At 49.7% G+C, this 22963-nt stretch carries 21 protein-coding genes and 1 pseudogene; 12 read left to right on the top strand and 10 right to left on the bottom strand.

Annotation, left to right across the window (positions count from 1 at the left end; translation table 11 throughout):
- Positions 1-130: 130 nt before the first annotated feature.
- Positions 131-1903: a DNA primase gene (gene dnaG, locus ACTHTA_RS02550; protein ID WP_283121261.1), complete on the bottom strand. Its 1773-nt coding sequence runs from the start codon at positions 1901-1903 to the stop codon at positions 131-133.
- 329 nt (positions 1904-2232) lie between these two features.
- On the opposite strand from dnaG, the gene ACTHTA_RS02545 reads away from it, so the two are divergent.
- Positions 2233-3669: an NAD-dependent succinate-semialdehyde dehydrogenase gene (locus ACTHTA_RS02545; RefSeq protein WP_308887481.1), complete on the top strand. Its 1437-nt coding sequence runs from the start codon at positions 2233-2235 to the stop codon at positions 3667-3669.
- A 50-nt stretch (positions 3670-3719) separates the two neighbouring features.
- Here ACTHTA_RS02545 and ACTHTA_RS02540 read toward each other — a convergent pair whose 3' ends face one another.
- The gene (locus ACTHTA_RS02540; RefSeq protein WP_107810366.1) at positions 3720-4706 is read right to left on the bottom strand and encodes a malate dehydrogenase; all 987 of its coding nucleotides are present in this window, start codon (positions 4704-4706) and stop codon (positions 3720-3722) included.
- A gap of 121 nt (positions 4707-4827) precedes the next feature.
- Entirely contained in the window at positions 4828-5802 is a 975-nt protein-coding gene (locus tag ACTHTA_RS02535; RefSeq protein ID WP_308887482.1) for a PhoH family protein, read from the bottom strand.
- Positions 5803-5903: 101 nt separating this feature from the next.
- Between ACTHTA_RS02535 and ACTHTA_RS02530 the strand changes: the two genes are divergently transcribed.
- The 3 genes from ACTHTA_RS02530 (at position 5904) to rlmB (ending at position 7731) form a co-directional block, all read left to right on the top strand.
- Positions 5904-6614: an AzlC family ABC transporter permease gene (locus ACTHTA_RS02530; protein ID WP_440364424.1), complete on the top strand. Its 711-nt coding sequence runs from the start codon at positions 5904-5906 to the stop codon at positions 6612-6614.
- On the top strand, positions 6611-6919 hold the full coding sequence (locus ACTHTA_RS02525) for an AzlD family protein (RefSeq protein ID WP_003686428.1): 309 nt from the start codon (positions 6611-6613) through the stop codon (positions 6917-6919). Before ACTHTA_RS02530 ends, ACTHTA_RS02525 begins: the two co-directional genes overlap by 4 nt.
- Before the next feature lie 62 nt (positions 6920-6981).
- On the top strand, positions 6982-7731 hold the full coding sequence (gene rlmB, locus ACTHTA_RS02520) for a 23S rRNA (guanosine(2251)-2'-O)-methyltransferase RlmB (RefSeq protein ID WP_440364425.1): 750 nt from the start codon (positions 6982-6984) through the stop codon (positions 7729-7731).
- Between the two features lie 228 nt (positions 7732-7959).
- On the opposite strand, the gene ACTHTA_RS02515 is transcribed toward rlmB, so the two are convergent.
- The gene (locus tag ACTHTA_RS02515) at positions 7960-8394 is read right to left on the bottom strand and encodes a LysR substrate-binding domain-containing protein (protein WP_308887485.1); all 435 of its coding nucleotides are present in this window, start codon (positions 8392-8394) and stop codon (positions 7960-7962) included.
- 178 nt (positions 8395-8572) lie between these two features.
- Here ACTHTA_RS02515 and ACTHTA_RS02510 point away from each other — a divergent pair, with 178 nt between their 5' ends.
- The 4 genes and pseudogenes from ACTHTA_RS02510 to ACTHTA_RS02495 form a co-directional block, all read left to right on the top strand.
- On the top strand, positions 8573-9133 hold the full coding sequence (locus tag ACTHTA_RS02510; RefSeq protein WP_308887486.1) for a Pycsar system effector family protein: 561 nt from the start codon (positions 8573-8575) through the stop codon (positions 9131-9133).
- 9 nt (positions 9134-9142) lie between these two features.
- Entirely contained in the window at positions 9143-9892 is a 750-nt protein-coding gene (locus tag ACTHTA_RS02505) for an adenylate/guanylate cyclase domain-containing protein (protein ID WP_308887487.1), read from the top strand.
- 195 nt (positions 9893-10087) lie between these two features.
- Positions 10088-10507 (top strand): aldo/keto reductase, encoded by a 420-nt coding sequence (locus ACTHTA_RS02500; protein WP_273620630.1) that lies wholly within the window; start codon positions 10088-10090, stop codon positions 10505-10507.
- A 202-nt stretch (positions 10508-10709) separates the two neighbouring features.
- Positions 10710-10775 (top strand): annotated as a pseudogene (locus tag ACTHTA_RS02495) (dioxygenase); the annotation flags it as partial.
- Positions 10776-10856: 81 nt separating this feature from the next.
- On the opposite strand, the gene ACTHTA_RS02490 reads toward ACTHTA_RS02495, so the two are convergent.
- The gene (locus tag ACTHTA_RS02490) at positions 10857-11915 is read right to left on the bottom strand and encodes a pseudouridine synthase (protein WP_003686367.1); all 1059 of its coding nucleotides are present in this window, start codon (positions 11913-11915) and stop codon (positions 10857-10859) included.
- Positions 11916-12074: 159 nt separating this feature from the next.
- Complete coding sequence (gene pdxH / locus ACTHTA_RS02485; RefSeq protein ID WP_308888254.1) at positions 12075-12707, bottom strand: pyridoxamine 5'-phosphate oxidase; 633 nt, start codon at positions 12705-12707, stop codon at positions 12075-12077.
- A gap of 111 nt (positions 12708-12818) precedes the next feature.
- Between pdxH and dut the strand changes: the two genes are divergently transcribed.
- The 3 genes from dut (at position 12819) to guaA (ending at position 15498) form a co-directional block, all read left to right on the top strand.
- A complete protein-coding gene (gene dut, locus ACTHTA_RS02480; RefSeq protein ID WP_250600433.1) occupies positions 12819-13271 on the top strand; it encodes a dUTP diphosphatase in 453 nt (150 codons plus the stop codon).
- A 186-nt stretch (positions 13272-13457) separates the two neighbouring features.
- Complete coding sequence (locus tag ACTHTA_RS02475) at positions 13458-13784, top strand: hypothetical protein (RefSeq protein WP_039862324.1); 327 nt, start codon at positions 13458-13460, stop codon at positions 13782-13784.
- Between the two features lie 148 nt (positions 13785-13932).
- Complete coding sequence (guaA, locus tag ACTHTA_RS02470) at positions 13933-15498, top strand: glutamine-hydrolyzing GMP synthase (protein WP_308888253.1); 1566 nt, start codon at positions 13933-13935, stop codon at positions 15496-15498.
- Between the two features lie 70 nt (positions 15499-15568).
- Here the strand turns inward: guaA and gloB are convergent, their stop codons facing one another.
- The 3 genes from gloB to ACTHTA_RS02455 all read right to left on the bottom strand — a co-directional run bounded on the left by gloB (position 15569) and on the right by ACTHTA_RS02455 (position 18576).
- The gene (gene gloB / locus ACTHTA_RS02465) at positions 15569-16318 is read right to left on the bottom strand and encodes a hydroxyacylglutathione hydrolase (RefSeq protein WP_440364120.1); all 750 of its coding nucleotides are present in this window, start codon (positions 16316-16318) and stop codon (positions 15569-15571) included.
- A gap of 23 nt (positions 16319-16341) precedes the next feature.
- Complete coding sequence (locus ACTHTA_RS02460) at positions 16342-17427, bottom strand: hypothetical protein (protein WP_313971069.1); 1086 nt, start codon at positions 17425-17427, stop codon at positions 16342-16344.
- A gap of 363 nt (positions 17428-17790) precedes the next feature.
- Positions 17791-18576 carry an HNH endonuclease gene (locus tag ACTHTA_RS02455; protein WP_083311757.1) on the bottom strand — a complete coding sequence of 262 codons (786 nt, stop codon included), beginning with the start codon at positions 18574-18576 and terminating at the stop codon, positions 17791-17793.
- Positions 18577-18641: 65 nt separating this feature from the next.
- Between ACTHTA_RS02455 and ACTHTA_RS02450 the strand changes: the two genes are divergently transcribed.
- On the top strand, positions 18642-18878 hold the full coding sequence (locus tag ACTHTA_RS02450; protein WP_308888250.1) for a hypothetical protein: 237 nt from the start codon (positions 18642-18644) through the stop codon (positions 18876-18878).
- Here the strand turns inward: ACTHTA_RS02450 and purL are convergent.
- A complete protein-coding gene (gene purL, locus ACTHTA_RS02445; protein WP_308888249.1) occupies positions 18875-22771 on the bottom strand; it encodes a phosphoribosylformylglycinamidine synthase in 3897 nt (1298 codons plus the stop codon). The genes ACTHTA_RS02450 and purL overlap by 4 nt on opposite strands.
- Positions 22772-22963: the final 192 nt, after the last annotated feature.

Here is a 22963-nt window from a genome sequence, read left to right as displayed (position 1 = left end):
AGCAGAGCTTTTTGTTGTGAAATCAGATTTCACTTTAATACTCTGAGGCCGTCTGAAAATATTACAGATGGAGTGTTCTGCGTGTCATGTTTCGCAGCGTGTATTTAGATTGTTCAGACGGCCTGAGGGGTTAGTTTTGCTTTGCCGTCAAAAGCGACAGCAATAGTCTTTTTTCATTTTCGGTCAAACCAGTTTGAATACTTTTTTGCTTTAAAGTTTCGATTTGACTGTATTTTAATTCATTTAACAACTTTTTCATGCCGATTTGGAAACTTTCGCAATCTTCTTCGTTATCCCCTTCCATTTCTTCAGAGTGAAGGGTCGATAAAAAGATTTGATTGACGGTTTCCTCATAGGGCGAACCGCGCATATATTCAAGCACTTGTGCAGTTGCAGGAGTCGTATCATGATGCTTGATGGTTTCGGCCAAATTGGCAAGGCAGGCAAAGTCGCCGCTTAAAGCCAGATAATCGGGCAGGTCTATATATGAAGCCCAAGCCGGATTTATCAAGAGGCTGCGTATCTGTCTTTGAACCAGTGTCAGCATGGTTGGTTGTTTGACAGAAATAGGCGGCAGTTTGTAACTTTTTTGTTTGACGTGCCGCTTTGGCGCTTCTTGTCCGAGTAACTGGGCGAGGTTGTCCGGGTCAATGCCCACCAGCTCGCTGAGTTTTTGTTTCAGAAGATAGCCCAATGCCGGCGCGGTAATCTGAGCCAAAAGCGGAGAACTGGTTTTGACCAATTCTGCTTTGCCTTCTTGCGTATTGAGGTTGAGGCCGTCTGAAAGATGTTCCCAAAAGTATTCCGATAGGGGCTTGCTTTGGTTTAACAAGGCATCTTCAAATTGCGTCTTGCCGTAGGCGCGGATGTAGCTGTCTGGGTCGTGTTCTTCGGGTAAGAATAAAAAATGCAGCGATTTATCATCTTTTAATTGCGGCAATGCATTTTCTAGCGCGCGCCAAGCCGCTTTACGTCCCGCACTGTCGCCATCAAAACAAAAATAAATACTGTCTGCCTGACGCATCAGGATTTTGACGTGTTCCGCCGTGGTTGCCGTACCTAAAGCCGCTACGCCGTAGCCGACGCCGAACTGAGCCAATGCGACCACGTCCATGTAGCCTTCGACCACCAAAATCCGTCCGGCCTCTTTTACGGCAGCACGCCCTTCATATAGTCCGTAAAGGTTTTTCCCTTTGTCAAACAGAGGAGTATCCGGCGAGTTCAGGTATTTGGGTTTGGAGTCGTCCAATACGCGGCCGCCAAATCCGATGACCTGCCCACGCGGATTACGGATAGGGAACATAATCCGATGGCGAAAGCGGTCGTAATGTTTGCCTTCGTTGTTGATGACCATGCCCGTATCCACCAATGCAGTATTAGGATAGGGTTGGAACACTTGCGCCAAAGGCTGCCAACCGTCAGGCGCATAGCCTAAACCATAATGCGCGATGACTTCCGCACTCAAGCCGCGTTTGTCTAAATAAGCCTTCGCTGCCGGATTGAATTTCAACTGTTGCGCATAAAAATCCGCTGCCGCTGCCGTTGTTTCTTCCAAAGTCTGCTGTTTTTTCTTACGTTCGGCACGGATTTCGGGGTTGTCTTCCTGCCCGCGAACTTTAGGCACCGTCATGCCAACACGGTCTGCAAGAAACTGTACCGCCTCCGGAAACGACAGCCCCTGATGTTCCATCACAAAACCAATTGCCGAACCATGCGCCCCGCAACTGAAGCAATGGTAAAACTGCTTGGTCGGGCTGACCGAAAACGACGGCGTCTTTTCCTTGTGAAACGGACAGCAGGCCATATAGTTCGCCCCGCCTTTCTTCAGCGGAACCTGCTCGTCGATAATATCGACAATATCGACTTTGGACAAAAGCTCGTCAATGAAATCAGATGGAATCATGGCTCGGCAGAAGAGGATGGACGGAAAACATTTCAGACGGCCTTATAAACAGACAAAGGCCGTCTGAAAATGGGATTTTTGATGAGAGTTGAAATGAGTTTTGTATTATAGCAAATTGTTGTAATACATGTGTCTTATCCTTTTGAGGTAGAGTATTAATAATCGTATTTCATTCGTTATTAAGATGAATATGATGTCGCTAAACCAAAGACCGGCTGTAAGATATTCAGACGGCATTTGCTGTCGGCTTATTTTGCAATTCAGTTGCGCTTTCATGGTGTGAATATGATAATGAACATATATCCTCGGTTTTAGAAAGGTCGTTTCCCATGAAAACCTTTTCCCAACTGCTCAACCACCCCGATATTTCCTTTTCCCCGATTTCAGACGGCCTCAAAGTTGGCAATCCGGCAACGGGCGAGGCTTTGGCATTTGTCCGTAAGACTGATTCAGACGGCCTGAAGCTTTTGATTCAAAAGGCAGAGGCGGTACAAAAATTATGGGCGGCAAAAACTGCGTTGGAGCGTGCCGATGTGTTGTGGCGTTGGTATTTTTTGATTAAAGAAAACAAAGAAGAACTGGCGCGTATCATGACGATGGAACAGGGCAAAAGCCTGACCGAGGCTCGCGGCGAAATCGATTATGCGGCTTCGTTTGTGCGCTGGTTTGCCGAAGAGGCGAGGCGGATTGACGGCGATGTGCTGACAAGTGTGAAGGCGTCGCAAAAACTGGTCGTGTTGAAACAGCCAATCGGCGTTACCGCCGCGATTACGCCGTGGAATTTCCCGTCTGCGATGATTGCGCGCAAGGCTGCGCCTGCTTTGGCAGTGGGCTGCGCGATGATTGTCAAACCTGCATCGCTCACGCCTTTGAGTGCGTATGCGTTGGCCGTACTGGCTTATGAAGCTGGCGTACCTCAGGATTTGTTGCCTGTTGTCAGTGGTAGCGCTTCGGAAATCAGCCATGAATTCGCTACGAATCCGACTGTGCGCAAAATCAGTTTCACCGGCTCAACCGAAGTCGGCGCAAAAATTTTTGCTGACAGCGCGGCGGACATTAAAAAACTGAGTTTGGAGCTGGGCGGCAACGCGCCGTTTATCGTGTTTGACGATGCCGATTTGGACAAAGCCGTCGAAGGCGCGCTGTCCAGCAAGTTCCGCAACAGCGGTCAGACCTGCGTCTGCACCAACCGCGTTTACGCTCAATCCGGCATTTACGACGAATTTTGCCGCAAATTAAGTGAAAAAGTGGCCGCGCTCAAATTGGGCAACGGCTTGGAGGATGGTGTGAACCAAGGGCCGCTGATTGAGGAAAAAGCAGTGGAGAAAGTCGAGCAGCACATCGCCGACGCATTGGCTAAAGGCGCAAGTTGTCTGACCGGCGGTAAACGGAGCGCATTGGGCGGAACGTTTTTTGAGCCGACTGTTTTAAGCGGCGTTACGGCGCAAATGGCGGTAGCTCGCGAGGAAACCTTCGGGCCTTTGTGTCCGGTGTTCCGTTTTGAAACCGAAGCCGAAGTCATCGAGGCTGCGAACAATACGGAATACGGTTTGGCAGCTTACCTTTTCACCTCCGATACCGCCCGCCAATGGCGCATCGGCGAAGCCTTGGAATACGGCATGGTCGGTATCAATACCGGCTTAATCAGTAATGAAGTAGCACCATTTGGCGGCGTAAAACGCAGCGGTTTAGGACGTGAAGGCAGCAAATATGGTGCGGATGAGTATTTGGAACTGAAATATTTGTGCATTGATGTAGCGGAATAAGGCTGCACGGTAAAGGCCGTCTGAAATTTGGTTTTCAGACGGCCTTTGTTTTAGAGTAGATCCTGGATGGCTGAACGTTCTTCTTCTAATTCGGCCAGTGTGGCGGCAATACGTTTTTGGCTGAATTCGTCCGACAAATCCAAGCCTTGGACGATGCGGTAGCTGCCTTCGTCACAAATGACGGGGAAGCCGAAAATCAAACCTTCGGGAATGCCGTAAGAGCCGTCGGATGGAACGCCCATGGTTATCCATTTGCCGCTGCTGCCGAGCAACCAGTCGCGCAGGTGGTAGATGGCGGCATTGGCGGCGGAGGCCGCAGATGATGAACCGCGAGCAGCGATAATGGCGGCACCGCGTCCGGCGATTTTCGGCATAAAGACCTCGGTGTTCCAGTCGGGTTCGGTAATCATGTCTTGGACGGACTCGCCGTTGCTGGTGGCGTAGCGGTAGTCGGCGTACATGGTTGGGCTGTGGTTGCCCCAGACGCACATTTGCTCGATGGAAGTAATCGGGCGGTCGATTTTTTCGGCAATTTGACTGACGGCGCGGTGGTGGTCAAGACGCATCAGGGCGGTGAAATTTTCCGGCGGGATGTCGGGTGCGGATTTCATGGCGATGTAGGCGTTGGTATTGGCCGGATTGCCGACGACGAGGACTTTAACGTTGCGATTGGCAACTTTGTTCAACGCCGCGCCTTGTACTTTGAAAATTTCACCATTGGCGTGCAGCAAATCGGCGCGTTCCATACCTTGGGTACGCGGGCGCGCACCAATCAAGAGGGCGATGTCGGCATCTTTGAAGGCGACTTCGGGGTCGTCTGTGGCGAAGATGTCGGCAAGGAGTGGGAAGGCGCAATCCTGCATTTCCATAATCACGCCGCGCAATGCCTGTTGTGCCTGCGGCAGGTCGAGCAGCTGCAGGATAACGGGTTGGTCGCGTCCGAGCATGATGCCGCCGGCGATACGGAAGAGGGTGGCGTAGGCGATTTGGCCTGCCGCGCCGGTAACGGCGATTCGGACGGGTGGCTTGAGGGTCATATTTTTCCTTTTGAAGTCGTTGTTTTACTTGATTTTTGGATTATAGCAGTATTATGGGGAGAATGATGTAGTAAGGCCGTCTGAAATTTGATTTTCAGACGGCCTTGAGTGTTTGAAAAGATTATTCGCCGTTTTCCTTTTCGGCTTGTTCTTCCGCTGCTTCATAGGCTTCGACGATTTTCTGCACCAAAGGATGGCGGACGACGTCTTCGCTGGTGAAGGTGTGGAAATACAGGCCTTCTACATCGCGCAGTTTTTCGCGTGCATCTTTCAAGCCGGATTTGATGTTGCGCGGCAGGTCGATTTGGCTGATGTCGCCAGTAATGACTGCTTTGGCACCGAAGCCGATACGGGTCAGGAACATTTTCATTTGTTCGGGCGTGGTGTTTTGTGCTTCGTCCAAAATGACATACGCGCCATTTAAGGTGCGGCCGCGCATATAGGCCAGCGGCGCAATTTCAATCAAACCTTTTTCCATCAGTTTGGTTACGCGGTCGAAGCCCATTAAATCATACAGTGCATCGTAAAGCGGTCGCAGGTAGGGATCGACTTTTTGTGCCAAATCGCCCGGCAGGAAGCCTAATTTTTCGCCTGCTTCGACTGCGGGGCGTACCAAAACGATGCGTTCGATTTGGTGTTTTTCCATGGCATCGACTGCGGCGGCAACGGCAAGATAGGTTTTACCCGTACCGGCAGGGCCTAAGCCGAACACGACATCGTGGTTGAGCAAGGCGCGTATATAGCCGTTTTGGCGCGGGGTACGGCCGCCGATGCTGCCGCGTTTGGTGCGGAAATAGTATTGTTGGTCGTGGTGTTTTTCTTCGTGTTTTTCATCTGCGGTTTTTGCTTCGACGGCCGCGAGGCTGATGGCATTGTCGTCCAAGTCGCCTTTTTCTGCGGCTTCGGCAAGCGACAGCAAGGCACGACGGCCGGCGTGTGCCAGTTCGCCCATGAAGGTGAAATGTTCGAAGCGGTGGCTGATTTGGATATCAAGGGCTTTGCCTAAGGCTTCGAGATTGCTGTCGAGCGCGCCGCACAGGCGTTGCAACACGGTATTGTCAATTTCTTCAAACTGCAAATGGACGGTGTGGGTCATATCGGTTTCCGTAAATAAATCTAATTTTTCCGTATTATACCTTGTTCAGACGGCCTGCTTTATAATACGTCGCTTCTTTTTAATAAACCATTCCAATCAAAATGAATCACACTGCTTCTCCTCGCTCAGAATTTCTGCGCGGTATCAAAGAAACATCGCCCATGCTGATCGGCTTGTTGCCGTGGGCGCTGATTTTGGGCATGCAGGGCGGGCAGAAAGGCATGAGTTGGCTGGAAATGCTGCTGATGACGGGCATGAACTTTGCCGGAGGCTCGGAATTTGCCGCAGTCAATTTATGGGCAAATCCTTTGCCGATTATGCTGATTGCAACGGTTACGTTTATGATCAATTCGCGCCATATACTGATGGGTGCGGCGATTGCGCCGTATATGAGGGATATGCCGCTGAAAAAGGCGATGCCCGCGCTGTTTTTTATGTGTGATGAAAGCTGGGCAATGGCGTTTGCTGAAATTCAAAAACGCAAGGCGCTTGGTTTGTCTGCATTCAATATGCCGTTTTATGCGGGCGTGTGCTTTATTTTGTATGTGACTTGGATTGGTTTTGCGGCATTTGGCGCGGCAGTCGGCCCGATGTTTGGCGTTGTGGCGGCTTGGGGCTTCGGCATGGCGTTTCCTGCGGTGTTTTTGGTGTTGCTGCGCGGGATGTGGAAGAGCTTTGCGGCTTCACGCCCTTGGTTTGTCAGCCTGATTGTGGCGTGCGTAACCTATTTGACCGTAGATGGCGCATGGTATGTTCCGGCCGGAACGTTGTCGGGCTTGTTAGTGGCGTATTTGTGGGGAGAGCAAAAATGAAGGATTTGCTGTCGCTGCAATCGTTTCTGCTGTTTTTAAGCATGTTGGCCGTTACTTATTCAACCCGATTAATCGGCTTTTTTGCCTTGCGCAACCGTACATTGAGCCGTCGTGCGCAAGTGGTGATGGAGGCTGCGCCGGGCTGCGTGTTGATTTCTGTAATTGCGCCTTATTTTGTATCGGACAAACTGCATGAGCTGATTGCCATTGCTTTGACGGTATTGGCCGCCAGCCGGTTTTCGATGTTGGTAACGGTATTAATCGGCGTTGGCACTTCGGGCATACTCGGTTATTTGATGAAATAAAAAATTTTCAGACGGCCTTACTTGTTATAATGGCCGTCTGAATTTTTTGATAAAGCAAAAACATGGCAAACCAACGACTCATCTATGGCTTTCACGCCGTCAATGCCCGTTTGTGGCAAAACCCGAAATCGATTACCGAACTCTATATCCAAGAGGGCAAATCCGATGCGCGCACCCGCGATGTATTGGATAAAGCGGCCTCTGAAAACGTGCGCGTACACTTTGCCGACGCCGACCGCCTCAACGCCATCAGCAAAGGTGCGCGGCATCAGGGCGTGGTCGGGTTTATCGACGCTTCCAAAAACCATGTTCATTTGGAAGATGTGTTGGAAAACCTGAGCGAACCTCCGTTTTTGCTGGTATTGGACAGTATTACCGATCCGCACAATCTCGGCGCGTGCCTGCGTACTGCCGATGCGATGGGCGTGCATGCCGTGATTGCGCCCAAAGACAAAAGCGCCGGCCTGAATGCGACCGTCAGCAAAGTTGCCTGTGGTGCGGCGGAAACTGTGCCGTATATTACCGTAACCAATCTTGCCCGTACTTTGCGTGAGCTGAAAGAATACGGCATTTGGATTGTCGGCACGGACATGGGCGGCGACTCCGACCTTTACCACTGCGACTTGCCCGACAGCGTGGCCTGGGTAATGGGCAACGAAGGCGAAGGCATGCGCCGCCTGACGCGCGAACATTGCGATATGCTGGTGTCGATTCCGATGTTTGGCACGGTCGAAAGCATGAACGTCTCCGTCAGCGCGGGCATGGTGTTGAGCGAAACGCGCCGTCAGCGGGTGTTGAAAGCAGAGAAATAACGCTTAGGTTTGTGAACAGAAAACGTCGTCTGAAAACTGGAAATTCGGTTTTCAGACGACGTTTGTTATGGTGATTAAAGTTAATCCGCGTATAAATGGCGTGGACTCCGAGAGCGCTCAGTCATGAAGACGGCACGGAGAGGTCGTCTGAAAATCAGACGGACATATTGAGATTATTTGAAAGCAGCCTGCATTTCGGCAAACGAAACTCAGGCTGCTTTTGCATTTTCAGATGACCTCCACCCGCAGCGCATCCACAATCAGCTTAAACACATTCGAATGCCCGCGGTGGCTGGGGTAATAGAGGTAAAGCGGATCGTAAGTCATTGCATATTCAGGAAGTAACTCGACTAACTGACCCGAATGGATTGCATCCGCCACGCTCATATGTGCCACCCACGCGATGCCGAGGCCGTCTGAAACGGCTTGCAGGCGCAGATGATTATTGATGGAAAACTGCGATTTGGGCGTGAATGTAATCAGCTCTTTTTTGTATTTGAATTCCCACTGCATCTCCGCGCCGTGTTCGGCGGAGAGCTTTGTGCCGATGAGGCGGTGCTGCTGCAAATCGTCAATATTTTTCGGCGAACCGTGTTGCGCCAAATAATCGGGCGAGGCGACCAACGCCATTTTGAGCGGTGCGGAAATCGGCACCGCAATCATCTCTTCGGGTATTGGTTCAAAATCGGCTTTAATTTCGGGTACAACGCAGCTTCCACCGCTACCACAGTGGCATTGATACGAAATTTATTCTATTGAGAAAATTATTTTTGTAGTAACTATTGAATTATCATCGCATTCCCCAAATAATTGAGTAAATTTAACAGATAAAGGTAAAACAATGTATAAGCAACAATGGAGATTATCGAACGATACGGATAAATTGCATTTGACTCTTGATAGGATTATTGGATTTATTTCAAATTGTGATACCAAAGTATCATTTTGGTTCTCATTTTTTGGCGCTATTTTAACCATTTTATCTACTTTAAAAACACCCACAACAGAATTTATAAAAAGTGTTTTTTGTGCAAATCCTAGAAATAGAACAGATGAAGTCGTTTTATTTATTTTTATGCTTATATTTTTGGTATCAGCTATATGTTTCATAATTGGACTTTACTTTCTAAGCAAGGCCTTGATGGCAAAAATAACCAATAACGAGGATAGAAAATCTAATATTTTCTTCGGGCATATTGCATCAAACAGGAACCAACAAGCCTATTTGAAGTGTCTTAAAGCGACTAATTTGAATAAATACATTGAAGATTTAGTTTCACAAATATATATCAACTCCAAGATTTGTGAACAAAAATTTAAAAATTATAATAAGGGAGTAAAAATAAGTGGTATAAGCACTATTTTTTTATTGGTTTCGTGGCTTTACATTTTTCAGAAATAGGAGATAACAATGTCAGAGTATGACTATATACAGGGAAAAAACCGAGTAGAAAGTATTCTAGATAATCATATGATCATAGAAGAAAAGAAGAAATTACCAGTAGATGGTAATTTTACTTTTGAAAATGGATACAGGACATGGTTAACCAGTATTTTTATAGATATTCGGGATTCAAGTAGATTATTTACAAGCAATAATCAGGAGGAAACTGCAAAAGTAATCAGAGCATTTATTTCTGAACTGATTGAAATACTAAGAGATGATGATGGATTCATGCTTGAGATCGGTATTCGTGGGGATTGCGTTTATGCAATTTACAATACACCTTCAAAAGAAGATATTCTAAATTGTGCCAATAAAACCTTCGATGCAAACACATTTATCGAGATGTTTAATAAGATGTTATGGAAAAGAGGGATTGATCCTATTAGAGCAGGAATAGGAATGTCGACAGGGTACGATTTAGTTATTAAAACAGGGAGAAAAGGTGTTGGAATTAATGAAAAAGTATGGATTGGTACAGCTGTCACTGAAGCATCCAATCTTTCATCATTAGGAGATAAAAATGGTTACCGTAGATTAATGTATTCATCGCTATCATATAGTAATTTTATTGATGGATTAAAAGCTCAGAATAGTAATCAAAATGTTGAAAAATGGTTTACATCTATAAACAACCCTATACCTAATATAGGTATTGTATATAATACGGATATTATACAATCTACATTTAATGAGTGGATTAAGTTTAACGTATAAAGATATTGGTCGAAAGTAAATTATAGTTCCATTACTGATAGCGTAAACATCCACGCTATTATTGTTAAAAGGTCGTCTGAAAACGGATTTAGTTTTTCAGACGACCTTTTCCTTATCTATACGCAAAAGTGCGGTCAAGTTCCCAAGCGTTTTTCAAACTTCAAAAACTTAAAAATTTTCGCCCACGCGGTGGATTTGGGGCTGTTTAATAAAGTGATGCCGCAGGCTAATCAGATTGAAATCAATCCATTCCAACAAAAAACCGAAGCCGTTGCCGCTTTGCAGGCTGAAGGCATTGCCGTGGAAGCGTGGGCGCCGTTTGCCGAAGGTAAAAACGATATTTTCCACAACCCCGTGTTAAGCAAAATCAACACGAAATACGGCAAATCCGTGGCGCAGGTGATTACCCGCTGGCTGATTGAGCGCGACATGGTGGTATTGGCAAAATCCACCAAACCTGAACGCATGGCGGAAAACTTGAATGTCTTTGACTTTGCCCTCAGTGATGAAGACAAAGCAGAAATTGCCAAACTGGATGGCACGTTCGCCGCCATCATGCATCACGACACGGTGGATAATTTGAAACGCATCTTCGCGTGGAAAACGGGGCAGTAACCGTTAAACATGGTGTGCTCCGGCACACCTTACTTTTTCTCTAAACATTTCAGACGACCTATTTTTAACTTTGCAGCAAAGCCAAAGAATATTTCATCATTTCCTACTGGGAAAATATGTTGTTCATAAATTGAGATTTATTGCTTAATCATTTATCCGTACAATCCGCCTCATCAGATATTAAGGAGGCAACGATGAAAAAATGCCTGTATTATTTGTCGGACATGGCAGTCCGATGAATGTGTTGGATAAGGAAAATCCTTTCAATACCCACTATTTTTATGACTTAGGCAAGATTTTGTCGGGCTGAGACGATTTTGCAAAAGTCTCAGCCCCGATTTATCTTACATTAACTTTTCTTCCGGCGGCGTTCGCCCGGCAGCAGCATATCTGCCCATTTGATAATGTTGGCGACTTCTGCCGGATTGAGTTCGTAGAACTGGCCGCGTTTGAGGCGGTTTGGCAGACCGATGGGGCCAAAGCCTACGCGGACGAGGCGGCTGACGGTCAGGCCTTGGCTTTCAAAAATACGGCGTACTTCGCGGTTGCGGCCTTCTTTGATGACGACGTTGTACCATTTGTTTGCGCCTTCGCCGCCTTGTTCGTAGATGCGTTCGACTTTAGCCAAACCGTCTTCGAGCATGACACCTTCCTCAGTCAGGACGCGCATTTGTTCGGTGGTCAACTCGCCCAATACGCGCACGGCGTATTCGCGTTCGACTTCAAAGCTGGGGTGGGCAAAGCGTTGAACCAGTTCGCCTGAAGTGGTCAGGATCAAAAGGCCGCTGGTATTGATGTCCAAACGGCCGATGGCCACCCAGCGGCTGCTGGCTGCTTGCGGCAGGCGGTCGAAAATGCTGACGCGGCCTTGCGGGTCGTCACGGGAAACGATTTCGCCTTCTTGTTTGTAGTAGAGGATGATGCGTGGCAGGCGGTCGGCCCATTTGAGTTTGATGATGCTGCCTTTGACGGTAACGTGGTCGTCAGGCGTAACTTTTTCGCCCAGTTGCGCTACGCGGCCGTTGACTGTTACCCAGCCGTTGCTGATCCATTCTTCCATTTCGCGACGTGAGCCGACGCCGGAAGCGGCCAGGACTTTTTGCAGGCGCTCGGGTTCAAAGCGTGAAAGGTCGCTGCGGCGTTCTTTCAAATCGCGGGCGTGCTCCATGATTTTTTGGTTGGGATTGCGGACCACCAGTTTTTTGGCTTTGGCCGCACGTTGTTTAGGCGCGGTATTTTGAGCTTTAGGGCCGTCTGAAACTTTTTGGCCGTAAGGTTTGCCTGATGTTTTTCGTTCGTCGTCTGGACGTTTCTTATTGGCAAAGGATTTGGCCGGTTTGGAAGGTTTTTTGGCGGTAGAGGATACGCCGTCGCGCCATTGGCGTTTGCTGGAAGGCTGTTTGGACATGATTTTTCCTAACTCGCTTGAAAAAGCGGTTCTTCTGCGGCGGTTGCGGCAGGGGTTGGATTGGGGGAAAAGGCCGTCTGAAAATCAAATTCAGACGGCCTGCCGATGAAAGGTTGTATTGTAACTCAACCAGTAAATTTTTGTTTGAAAATCCGAAAATTATGGCGAAAGGCGTTCGCGTATCCAGTTGCCGTCAACCAGGCGGTATTGGATGCGGTCGTGCAGGCGGCTGGGGCGGCCTTGCCAGAATTCGATGCGGTCGGGAATAACGAGGTATCCGCCCCAATGCGGCGGGCGGGGAACATGCAGGGGATGTTTGACACCGACGGCCGCGGACTTAGCCACCAATACGGCTTTGCTGGAAATCACTTCGCTTTGCGCGCTTGCCCATGCGCCGATACGGCTGGTATACGGGCGGCTTTCAAAATATTCGTCCGAAGCGGCGGCGTCGAGTTTTTCAATGCGTCCTTCAACGCGCACTTGGCGTTCGAGTTCCGGCCAGAAAAAGGTCATGGCGGCAAAAGGGTGAGCAGTATAGGAACGGCCTTTGCGGCTGTGGTAATTGGTAAAGAAAACAAAGCCTTTGGGGTTGACTTCTTTCAGCAGTACCATGCGGCTGTTGGGCCTGCCGTCTTCGCCTACGGCGGCAACGTTGACCGCTGTCGGCTCGTTGACTTCGGCGTGAATCGCTTCGTTCAGCCATTGCTCGAATTGGACAATAGGGTCGGCGTGGCATTCGGCTTCCGACAGCTCGCGTTTGCTGTAATCTTCGCGGATATTGTGCAGATCCATGATTTTCCTCCTTAGGTCTGACTGAATCATACTCCGTTTTTTCAGACGGCCTCAAGGGCATTTGTGTATAATCGTAGCCCTTTCCAATATCGAACAATACGGAGTCCTGTCATGCAAACCGAAGTCGAACTGAAAATCTTAAATCCGAAAATGGCCGATTCCCTGCCTGCTTATGCAACGCCCGGTTCTGCCGGTTTGGACTTGCGTGCCTGCTTGGATGAAGCTGTTGTATTGCAGCCGGGCGATGTGTATCTCGTTCCGACTGGTTTGGCGGTGCATTTGGCCAACCCTGCCTATGCAGCCGTTTTGCTGCCGCGTTCCGGCTTGGGTCATAAACACGGTATTGTTTTGGGTAACTTGGTCGGTTTGATTGACTCGGATTATCAAGGCGAATTGAAGGTTTCTTTGTGGAACCGTGGTAAAGAAGCGTTTACCATCGAGCCGATGGAGCGCATCGCGCAAATGGTGATTGTGCCGGTTGTCCAAGCTGCGTTTAAGGTTGTGGACAAGTTTGCCGCCAGCGAGCGTGGTGAAGGCGGATTCGGCAGCACCGGCAAAGCATGATAATTTAAAAGGTCGTCTGAAACAGGGAAAATTGAAATATTCGATTTCGGTTTGCCGCTGTTCAGACGGCCTTTTTATTGAGGCAACCTTTGCATAATTACACACAAGATTGCATTTTTATATCTTGCCTGCATGGCCGGCGCACCCAATAATACAGGCCGTCTGAAACCTTTACGGAGCGTTGTTATGTCCCGCCCCTCACTTTTTCTGCCTTTGTTTTTGATTATCTTTGGCGCGATTTGGTTTTTACGCGCTACGGATATTTTGCCTGCGACATCGACAATGATTGCCGGCGCATTAATTATTTTGGGCTTTGCCGTATTGATTATGGACGGCATCAACAAACAGTCCATTGTTTCCGGCCCGATGCTGGTTTATATCGGTACAGCCATTTATCTGCACATGAGCTACTGGATTTACCTCTCGCCGTTGCTGGCCATCGGCATGGTCGTGTTGGGTTGCCTGCTGTTGCTCTCGCGCAGCGATATGATTCCTGAGAAACACACAAAATAGAAAGATGAGAGATTTGGGTTTTGCCCTATAAAGGCCGTCTGAACAATGGTATAATCCGCCGTTTAAGACGGCCTTTTTTATTGTGGTTTAAATTTGAAATTTGCCCTCCCGGCCGCACCGTTTTCTTACATTTTGCAAAGTTTCCGCCATGACCCAAGACAAAATCCTTATTCTCGACTTCGGCTCGCAAGTTACCCAGCTGATCGCCCGCCGCGTGCGCGAAGCCCATGTTTACTGCGAACTGCATTCTTTCGATATGCCTTTGGAAGAAATCAAAGCTTTCAACCCGAAAGGCATTATCCTCTCCGGCGGTCCTAATTCCGTTTACGAATCCGATTATCAAGCCGATACTGGTATTTTTGATTTGGGCATTCCGGTTTTGGGCATCTGCTACGGCATGCAATTTATGGCGCACCACTTGGGCGGCGAAGTTAGCCCGGGCAACCAACGAGAATTCGGTTATGCGCAAGTTAAAACCATCGACAGCGAGCTGACACGCGGTATTCAAGACGATGCACCTAATACACTCGACGTTTGGATGAGCCATGGCGATAAAGTTTCCAAACTGCCTACCGGCTTCTCTGTCATCGGCGACACCCCGTCTTGCCCGATTGCCATGATGGAAAACGCTGAGAAACAATTCTACGGCATCCAATTCCACCCTGAAGTGACCCACACCAAACAAGGCCGCGCGCTGTTGAACCGCTTTGTCTTGGATATTTGCGGCGCACAACCAAGCTGGACCATGCCGAACTACATTGAAGAAGCCGTTGCCAAAATCCGCGAACAAGTCGGCAGCGACGAAGTGATTTTAGGTTTGTCCGGCGGCGTGGACTCTTCCGTAGCGGCCGCGCTGATTCACCGCGCCATTAGCGATCAACTGACCTGCGTGTTTGTTGACCACGGTCTGTTGCGTTTGAACGAAGGCAAAATGGTGATGGATATGTTTGCCCGCAACTTGGGTGTGAAAGTGATTCACGTCGATGCCGAAGAGCAATTTTTGGCGAAACTTGCCGGCGTGACCGATCCGGAGAAAAAACGCAAAATCATCGGTGCGGAATTTATCGAAGTATTTGACGCTGAAGAGAAAAAACTCACCAACGCCAAATGGTTGGCGCAAGGTACGATTTACCCTGACGTAATCGAATCCGCAGGCGCAAAAACCAAAAAAGCCCACGCCATCAAATCTCACCACAACGTCGGCGGCCTGCCTGAAAACATGAAACTCAAATTGCTTGAACCATTGCGCGACTTGTTCAAAGACGAAGTACGCGAATTGGGCGTGGCTTTGGGTCTGCCGCGTGAAATGGTGTACCGTCATCCGTTCCCGGGTCCGGGTTTGGGCGTGCGCATCTTGGGCGAAGTGAAAAAAGAATACGCCGACTTGCTCCGTCAAGCAGACGATATTTTCATTCAAGAATTGCGCAACACCACCGACGAAAACGGCACATCTTGGTACGACCTGACCAGCCAAGCCTTTGCCGTATTCCTGCCTGTGAAATCCGTCGGCGTGATGGGTGACGGCCGCACATACGATTACGTCGTTGCCTTGCGTGCCGTGATTACCAGCGACTTTATGACTGCGCACTGGGCAGAGCTACCATACTCGCTGCTTGGCCGCGTGTCCAACCGCATCATCAACGAAGTCAAAGGCATCAACCGCGTGGTTTATGATGTCAGCGGCAAACCGCCTGCCACGATTGAATGGGAATAATCCCTAAATAATAAAGGCCGTCTGAACAGATATTGTTCAGACGGCCTTATTCTTTAGGGATCAAGCCCAATTAAAATTGATTTTTTAATTCACGCAAAGCGGCGAAGACTTCGAGTTCACTGTTTAACTTTCGTCCGCTCAATTCTTCGGCGCGTGCCTGAACTTGGGGCAGGTGTATGCGGAAAAACGGATTGACTTTGCGTTCGTGTGCAAGGCTGACAGGCAGTGTCAGCGTGTGTTCGGCAGCGGCCAAGGCCGTCTGAATGTCGGCGTTGTCCGGCTCGATATGCTGGGCAAAGCGCAGATTAGAGGCGGTGTATTCGTGCGCCGGATAAAACAGCGTTTCTTCGGGCAGTTGGTTGAATCGGTGGAAGCTGTCGTAAAGCTGCTCGATTGTGCCGGTAAATACGCGGCCGCAACCGGCGGAGAACAAGGTATCGCCGCAGAAAACGTGCAGGCCGTCTGAATTTTCCAACAGATAACTGATGTGGCGGTCGGTATGGCCGGGGGTTGCCCAAACGGTAACCAAGCCTTCGCCAAACGGGAACTGCGTACCTGCGGTAACGGTATGCGTTGCTACGTCGATGTCGCTTTCGCCATAGATCGGGGATTCCAAAAAGCCGTGGAACAGGCTTTTTGCGCCGCCGGTATGGTCGGGGTGCGGATGGGTAATCCATGTTTGCGCCAGCATCAGGCGGTTGTGAACGAGGAATTTCAAAACGGGCGTGGCATCGGACGGATCGACGCAGGCGGCATGGTTGCCTTCTTGAATCATCCAGATGTAGTTGTCGTTTAGGGCTTGGATTGGCGTGATTTTCATATGCTTTCTTCTGGTTGGGGATTTCAGACGGCCTCTAAATAATCTTTGATATTCGGGCTTTGACCGAATACGGCTTCATGGGCTTGATGGATGCACAGTCGGTTGAACAGCAATCTTTGGGTTTGGTCGCCGTCGATAATCCGCACTTGGCCTTGCAGTTTGGGCGCGTCGTGATGAAAGGTATTCTTAAACGCGTGCCAACGGTCGGTTTGCAGATGGACGACGGCAAACATATCGTGCGAGATATTAACGCCGACACTGAATAGCTTGGCCGAGGCTTGCAGGCAGAAACTGCTGTCGCCAAACAGGCACAGCCCCGTGTTTTCCGGATAGCGGAACAATTCGATTTTCACGGCTTCGGGTTTGGCAAAGATATTACAAAACAACCGTTCAAACAACGACGGCTGCGCCACGCCTTCGCTCAACATACCGTAAAGCCCACCTAGCCAATCGACATAGCCGAGAAAAGTGAAACGGTAGTCCTGCATAATGGCTTCGATGCGCTTGGGGTCGCGTTTGCTGATCAAGCGGACAAATTCAAAACCGACTTCCGGCAGCCGCGCCCGAAGCGTTTGGAGCAGGCGGTGGGCAAACAGGTTTTTATGGTTGTGCGGATTGCGCAGAATGCCGAGGAATTTCAGCCGCAATATCCGCCACAAGGCATCCGGTACTTTGACGGTATCGGCATTTGCCGTAGTTGTTTTCAGACGGCCTGCAGGTAAGGTGCGCAGGTGGTTGCAGGCCTCTTCGTAGCCGCTTTCATGACGGTTGAACCAGCTTTCCAGATTGTATTGGTTGGCGGAGTCTTCGACAAAGGTCAGCGTATAGAGGTTTTTCGCCGCCAAGTTACCGATGATGTTGACGCTTATCGCTTCGCTGCGGTTTTGTTCTTTGCCACGGGCTTTTTCGCCAGTATGGAACATAGACAACGGCAGGCGGTAAACGTTTTGGTTTTGCGGGCTGACCTGCGGATTATGCGCATGCTGCCGCTGCTCGGTTTGGGCGATGAAGTGATGTTCCTTCGTCGGATTCGCGGTCAACAGGGCGTAAGGCTTTTCTCCGCATTCGGAAAATTCGCAATCGCTGAGGATAAAGGCTTGTCGAGTCATAATGTCGGGAAAGGCCGTCTGAATATGTCGATTATAGCTGATGGGGAGCTAAGGGGGGATTATGATTATACGGAATGATGCTTCTGCTTGCAGAATACGCTAATAGAATGCCGATAATGGGAATCCAAAAAACATTTCACCGCCGTCATTCCCGCACAGGCGGGAATCCAGAAGCTTGGATTTACAGTAATCTTTAAATATTTCTGAAATGAAGAGGTCTGGATTCCCGCCTACGCGGGAATGACGGTAATTGGTTAGTATTCGTATACAAAAGAACGCAAAAAGGTCGTCTGAAAACAAATATAGCGGGGTTCGCTAAATCGTTTTCAGACGACCTTAAATCAACGGACTGTTCAACACTATTTATTCTTCTTTTTGGAAAACGTGGTTGCGGTGATATTCGAAATATTTTTCGCTTTCAGGTTCGATTTTTAATTGCATATCGGGAGAAATTCCAAGCCGCTCTTGATTTTCCGGATCGATTTTTGGACTGATTTTTATCGTACCGTCGGTATCAAACGTAATCAGACCGCTATCGAATAATGCGTCGATATGGGGTGCGAGCATCAGACCATTGGAGGGATCTAACCTCTCTTCATTATTGCACTTACTCCAAGGTTTAATATGGCTGGCAATGAGTAAAGACTCGATATCTAGACCTGTCAGTGGACAGCTCGGATACAGGTTGAGTAGTTTTTTCCGGAAACTGCCTTGCCCTTGACGGGCTTTTATTAAGGTTTCGATTTCGGTTCGCTTTTCTGGTTCAATTTCGGATACTAATTGTTCTTTGAGTTTACCGAGATCTTGTTCCAAAGATTGGGTTGAGTTTATTTGAAAATTTGTTGGTTTGTATAATTCAAATATTCCTCCTTTTTTCCACCATAAAAAGTCTTGGTGCATTGATTCGTGATAATGCTTCCTTGAGTTTGAATTGACACTAAGTACATGCAAAGAAGCATGTGTATCATCATTATAGTCAGGAGTAATCTGCCATTGGTTTTTTAGTTCTTCAATCTGTTCATCTACATCTTTTACCTTAAATTGTGTTTTGCCCATATCATGCAGATGTAAGACGATTCTTTTTATAATTTCTATTGTCCCATCAATATGTTCCCCATTGATCCGTGCGGAATATTTTGTTTTTGCCATTTAAGTTTTCCTATCAAAGTCAAGTTTTCTAATTTAATTATTTGGGGTAATGCATCGATTTTCCTATGATCGTCATTCCCGCGCAGGCGGGAATTCAGACCTCTGCATTTCAGAAATATTCAAAGATTACTGTAAATCCAAACTTCTGGATTCCCGCCTGCGCGGGAATGACGGCGGTCGGTTCGGTCTTCATACGCAAAAGAATGAATAAAGGTCGTCTGAAAACAGATATAACAGAATCCGCTAAATCGTTTTCAGACGACCTTTTCTTTAAAGCCGAATCAAATCAGCCTGCCGGTTAACCCAAAGCCTTCCTCGCTCCGGCGAAGAGGCGGTACCAGCCGGACAGTTCCGTCCAGTCTTCCGGTTTCCAGCTCATTTGCGCGGCGCGGTACACGCGTTCGGGGTGGGGCATCATGATGGTGACGCGGCCGTCGGCGTTGGTAACGCCGGCGATGCCTTGCGGCGAGCCGTTGGGGTTGAGCGGGTAGGTTTGGGTAACCTGGTTTTGTCCGTCGACGTATTGCAATGCGATGCCGAGGCCGTCTGAAATTTTGCCGCCGTGAAGCGCGAAGTCGGCGCGGCCTTCGCCGTGGCTGACGACGACGGGCAGGCTGGAGCCCTGCATTTCGTTCAGGATCAGGGAGGTTGATTTGGGAACGTGAACCATGCTCAGGCGCGCTTCGAACTGTTCGCTCAGGTTGCGTTTGAACTTCGGCCAGCCTGCCGTGCCGGGGATGATTTCGGCGAGGTTGCTGACCATCTGGCAGCCGTTGCACACGCCCAATGTCAGCGTGTTCGGGTCGGCGAAGAAGGCGGCGAACTGGTCGCGCAAGGCGGGGTGGAACAGGATGGATTTCGCCCAGCCTTCGCCCGCGCCGAGTACGTCGCCGTAGCTGAAGCCGCCGCACGCCGCCAGCATTTTGAAGTCGGCAAGGTGGACACGGCCTGCCATCAGGTCAGACATATGTACGTCGTAGGCATCGAATCCGGCGCGGGTAAAGGCGGCGGCCATTTCGATTTGCCCGTTCACGCCCTGTTCGCGCAGGATGGCGATTTTGGGTTTCGCACCGCTGTTGATGAACGGCGCGGCGATGTCTTCGTTCACGTCGAACTTCACGTCGGCAAACAATGCGCTGCGGTCGTTGTCGCCAATCAGGGCGAACTCGCTGTCGGCGCAGGCGGGGTTGTCGCGCAGGCGTTGGATGGCATGGCTGGTTTCCTGCCATGCGCGTTGCAGGTCGGCGCGGGTTTGTTCCAACACGATGCCTGCCTGATTGCGGATAACGATTTTTTCGTCAGAACCGATGGTGGCAACGGTATGCAAGGGCAGCGTTGCCGCTTTAAACAAGGCTTCTACTGCCGCAACATCTTGTTTGGCAATTTGAATCACTGCACCCAGTTCTTCATTGAACAATGCACGTATGCTGGCTTCGTTGACGTCGGCTTGGTTGGCAACCATTGAGGTCAAATCCACATTCAAACCGCACCGCCCTGCAAACGCCATTTCCACCAACGTCGCAAACAAGCCGCCGTCGCTGCGGTCGTGATACGCCAAAAGTTTGTCTTCGGCGACAAGCTGTTGAATCACGTTGTAAAACGCTTTCAGACGGCCTGTATCGTCCAAATCGGGCGCGTCACCGCTCATGTTGTTGTAAACCTGACCGAATGCTGAACCGCCCATACGCGCTTTGCCGAAGCCCAAATCGACAAACAGCAATACGCTGTCTTCAACGTTTTTCAATTCGGGCGTAACGGTTTTGCGCACGTCTTTGACAGGTGCGAACGCGGAGATAATCAGGCTCAACGGTGAAACCACGGATTTTTTCTCTTCGCCGTCCTGCCACACGGTTTTCATCGACAAACTGTCTTTGCCCACGGGAATGCTCAAATCCAATGCCTGACAGGCTTTGGAAACCGCATCGACGGTGCGGTAGAGTTTTTCGTCTTCGCCCTCGTTGCCGCACGCCGCCATCCAGTTGGCGGAAAGTTTGATATTGCCGATGTCGCCAATGTTGACCGCCGCGATGTTGGTGATGGCTTCGCCGACGCACATTCTGCCCGAAGCGGGCGCGTCAAACAGGGCGACGGTCGGTTTTTCGCCCATAGACATCGCTTCGCCGCGATAGGTGTTGAAGCCCATCATGGTAACGGCGCAGTCGGCTACGGGGGTTTGGTATTTGCCGACCATTTGGTCGCGGTGGGTCATGCCGCCGACGCTGCGGTCGCCGATGGTAATCAGGAAGTTTTTGGCGGCTACGGTGGGCAGGCGCAAAACGCGGTAGGCGGCTTCGGTAATGTCGATATCGCCGGCGTTAAACGATTTTTCAGACGGCGTAACCGTTTTGTCGGTGCGCGTGGTTTTGGGCGGTTTGCCGAGCAAAACGTTCAGCGGCAAATCGACGGGATTGTTGGAGAACAAATCGTCGCGCACTTTCAAATGGCCGTCGTCGGTCGCAGTGCCGACCACGGCAAACGGGCAACGTTCGCGTTCGCAGATGGCGCGGAAGGTGTCCAAATCTTTTTCCAAAATGGACAACACATAACGCTCTTGCGATTCGTTGCACCAGATTTGCAACGGGTTGAGACCGTGTTCTTCCAGCGGCACTTCGCGCAGTTTGAATACCGCGCCGCGTCCGGCATCGTTGACCAGTTCGGGGAAGGCGTTGGACAGGCCGCCTGCACCGACGTCGTGGATGGAGATAATCGGGTTTTTGTCGCCAAGCTGCCAGCAACGGTCGATGACTTCTTGCGCGCGGCGTTCGATTTCGGGGTTGCCGCGTTGTACGGAGTTGAAATCCAAAGAAGCGTCGTTTGTGCCGGTATCCATCGAAGAAGCCGCGCCGCCGCCCAAGCCGATAAGCATGCCCGGGCCGCCCAGTTGGATCAGCAGCGCGCCTTCGGGGATTTCGTCTTTATGCGTCTGCTGCGCCTGAATGCTGCCCAAGCCGCCGGCAATCATAATCGGTTTGTGGTAACCGCGAACTTGTCCGTCAAACTTCTCTTCAAAGGTGCGGAAGTAGCCCAAGAGGTTCGGGCGGCCGAATTCGTTGTTGAACGCTGCGCCGCCGATCGGGCCTTCAATCATGATGTCTAAAGGAGAAGCAATATGGCCGGGTTTGCCGTAGGCTTGTTCCCAAGGCTGCTCCAAGCCAGGGATATTCAGGTTGGAAACAGTAAAACCGGTCAAGCCTGCTTTCGGGCGCGAACCTTTGCCCGTTGCGCCTTCGTCGCGGATTTCGCCGCCCGCACCCGTTGCCGCGCCCGCAAACGGCGCAATGGCGGTCGGGTGGTTGTGCGTTTCCACTTTCATGATGATATGCGTGTCTTCCTCGTGGAAACGGTAGCCTTGGTTTTCCGCCGCATTCGGATAGAAACGCTCGATTTTCGCGCCTTCGATCACGGACGAGTTGTCTTTATAGGCAACGACCGTGCCTTCGGGATGCGCGTTGTGCGTGTCGCGTATCATGCCGAAGAGGGATTTCGGCTGTTTTTCGCCGTTGAGGATGAAATCGGCGTTGAAGATTTTGTGGCGACAGTGTTCGCTGTTTGCCTGTGCGAACATCATCAGTTCCACATCAGACGGATTGCGCTGCAAAGCCCGATAGTTTTCAACCAGATAATCGATTTCGTCGGCAGAAAGCGCCAAGCCCATTTCGGTATTGGCTTTGACCAAAGCCTCTTTACCGCCGCCCAATACATCTACGCTGGAGAAGGTTTCCGATTGGATATGGTGGAACAGTTGCGCCGCTGCATCGATGTCGGTCAACACGCTTTCGGTCATGCGGTCGTGCAACAGGGCTGCCCATTGTTGTTTTTGCCCATCGGTAAGCACACCTTCGAGCCATACTGCCATACCGCGTTCAATACGCTCAATACCTTCCAAACCGCAGTTTTCGGCGATATTGGTTGCTTTGGAAGCCCAAGGAGAAATGGTGCCCAAACGGGGCGTTACCAAAAATAAATGCAAGCCCTCGCGCGCTTTGGGCGTTTGTTCAACGCTTTGCGCTGCCAGTAAGGCTTGCAGTTTTTCGACTGTCGCGGCATCAAGTGCTTTTTCGCTACCGACAAAATACCAAAATTCGCTGCTTAATTTGACTTCGGGCAGGCCGAGGGCGGCTGCTTTTTGGAAGAGTTTTTCAACACGGAAATCGGAAAGGGCGGTTACACCGCGCAAGGGCAGAACAACAGACATGGATTCAGCTCACAAAATGCAGTTGGGGAATCCATTATTATACCTGAAAAATGCAATTTTGCTTGTGAATTTATACTTCAAGTGTTGACAATTTTTGCTTGTGAATTGAAGGGGAATGGAGCAATCGTATCGTTTGATTTTTTATTTTTGTACCTGATTATTCGATTATTTTTGTTTATTTTTGAAGAATCG

This window comes from Neisseria sp. P0013.S005, from assembly GCF_051958425.1.
In the GTDB taxonomy this organism is placed as follows: Bacteria; Pseudomonadota; Gammaproteobacteria; order Burkholderiales; family Neisseriaceae; genus Neisseria; species Neisseria subflava.
The sequence above is the reverse complement of the archived record's forward strand: the minus strand, read 5'-3'. Positions and strand labels throughout refer to the sequence as shown.

Bases quoted from the DNA above. Each gene is read 5' to 3' on its own strand.
- ACTHTA_RS02515 (WP_308887485.1), bottom strand. From the start codon at position 8,394: ATGATTGCGGTGCCGATTTCCGCACCGCTCAAAATGGCGTTGGTCGCC.
- ACTHTA_RS02525 (WP_003686428.1), top strand. From the start codon at position 6,611: ATGAAGGATTTGCTGTCGCTGCAATCGTTTCTGCTGTTTTTAAGCATG.
- ACTHTA_RS02545 (WP_308887481.1), top strand. From the start codon at position 2,233: ATGAAAACCTTTTCCCAACTGCTCAACCACCCCGATATTTCCTTTTCC.
- ACTHTA_RS02510 (WP_308887486.1), top strand. From the start codon at position 8,573: ATGTATAAGCAACAATGGAGATTATCGAACGATACGGATAAATTGCAT.
- ACTHTA_RS02490 (WP_003686367.1), bottom strand. From the start codon at position 11,915: ATGTCCAAACAGCCTTCCAGCAAACGCCAATGGCGCGACGGCGTATCC.
- dnaG (WP_283121261.1), bottom strand. From the start codon at position 1,903: ATGATTCCATCTGATTTCATTGACGAGCTTTTGTCCAAAGTCGATATT.
- ACTHTA_RS02460 (WP_313971069.1), bottom strand. From the start codon at position 17,427: ATGACTCGACAAGCCTTTATCCTCAGCGATTGCGAATTTTCCGAATGC.
- ACTHTA_RS02540 (WP_107810366.1), bottom strand. From the start codon at position 4,706: ATGACCCTCAAGCCACCCGTCCGAATCGCCGTTACCGGCGCGGCAGGC.
- dut (WP_250600433.1), top strand. From the start codon at position 12,819: ATGCAAACCGAAGTCGAACTGAAAATCTTAAATCCGAAAATGGCCGAT.
- ACTHTA_RS02455 (WP_083311757.1), bottom strand. From the start codon at position 18,576: ATGGCAAAAACAAAATATTCCGCACGGATCAATGGGGAACATATTGAT.
- gloB (WP_440364120.1), bottom strand. From the start codon at position 16,318: ATGAAAATCACGCCAATCCAAGCCCTAAACGACAACTACATCTGGATG.
- ACTHTA_RS02535 (WP_308887482.1), bottom strand. From the start codon at position 5,802: ATGACCCACACCGTCCATTTGCAGTTTGAAGAAATTGACAATACCGTG.
- purL (WP_308888249.1), bottom strand. From the start codon at position 22,771: ATGTCTGTTGTTCTGCCCTTGCGCGGTGTAACCGCCCTTTCCGATTTC.
- guaA (WP_308888253.1), top strand. From the start codon at position 13,933: ATGACCCAAGACAAAATCCTTATTCTCGACTTCGGCTCGCAAGTTACC.
- rlmB (WP_440364425.1), top strand. From the start codon at position 6,982: ATGGCAAACCAACGACTCATCTATGGCTTTCACGCCGTCAATGCCCGT.
- ACTHTA_RS02450 (WP_308888250.1), top strand. From the start codon at position 18,642: ATGATCGTCATTCCCGCGCAGGCGGGAATTCAGACCTCTGCATTTCAG.
- ACTHTA_RS02530 (WP_440364424.1), top strand. From the start codon at position 5,904: ATGAATCACACTGCTTCTCCTCGCTCAGAATTTCTGCGCGGTATCAAA.
- pdxH (WP_308888254.1), bottom strand. From the start codon at position 12,707: ATGGATCTGCACAATATCCGCGAAGATTACAGCAAACGCGAGCTGTCG.
- ACTHTA_RS02505 (WP_308887487.1), top strand. From the start codon at position 9,143: ATGTCAGAGTATGACTATATACAGGGAAAAAACCGAGTAGAAAGTATT.
- ACTHTA_RS02475 (WP_039862324.1), top strand. From the start codon at position 13,458: ATGTCCCGCCCCTCACTTTTTCTGCCTTTGTTTTTGATTATCTTTGGC.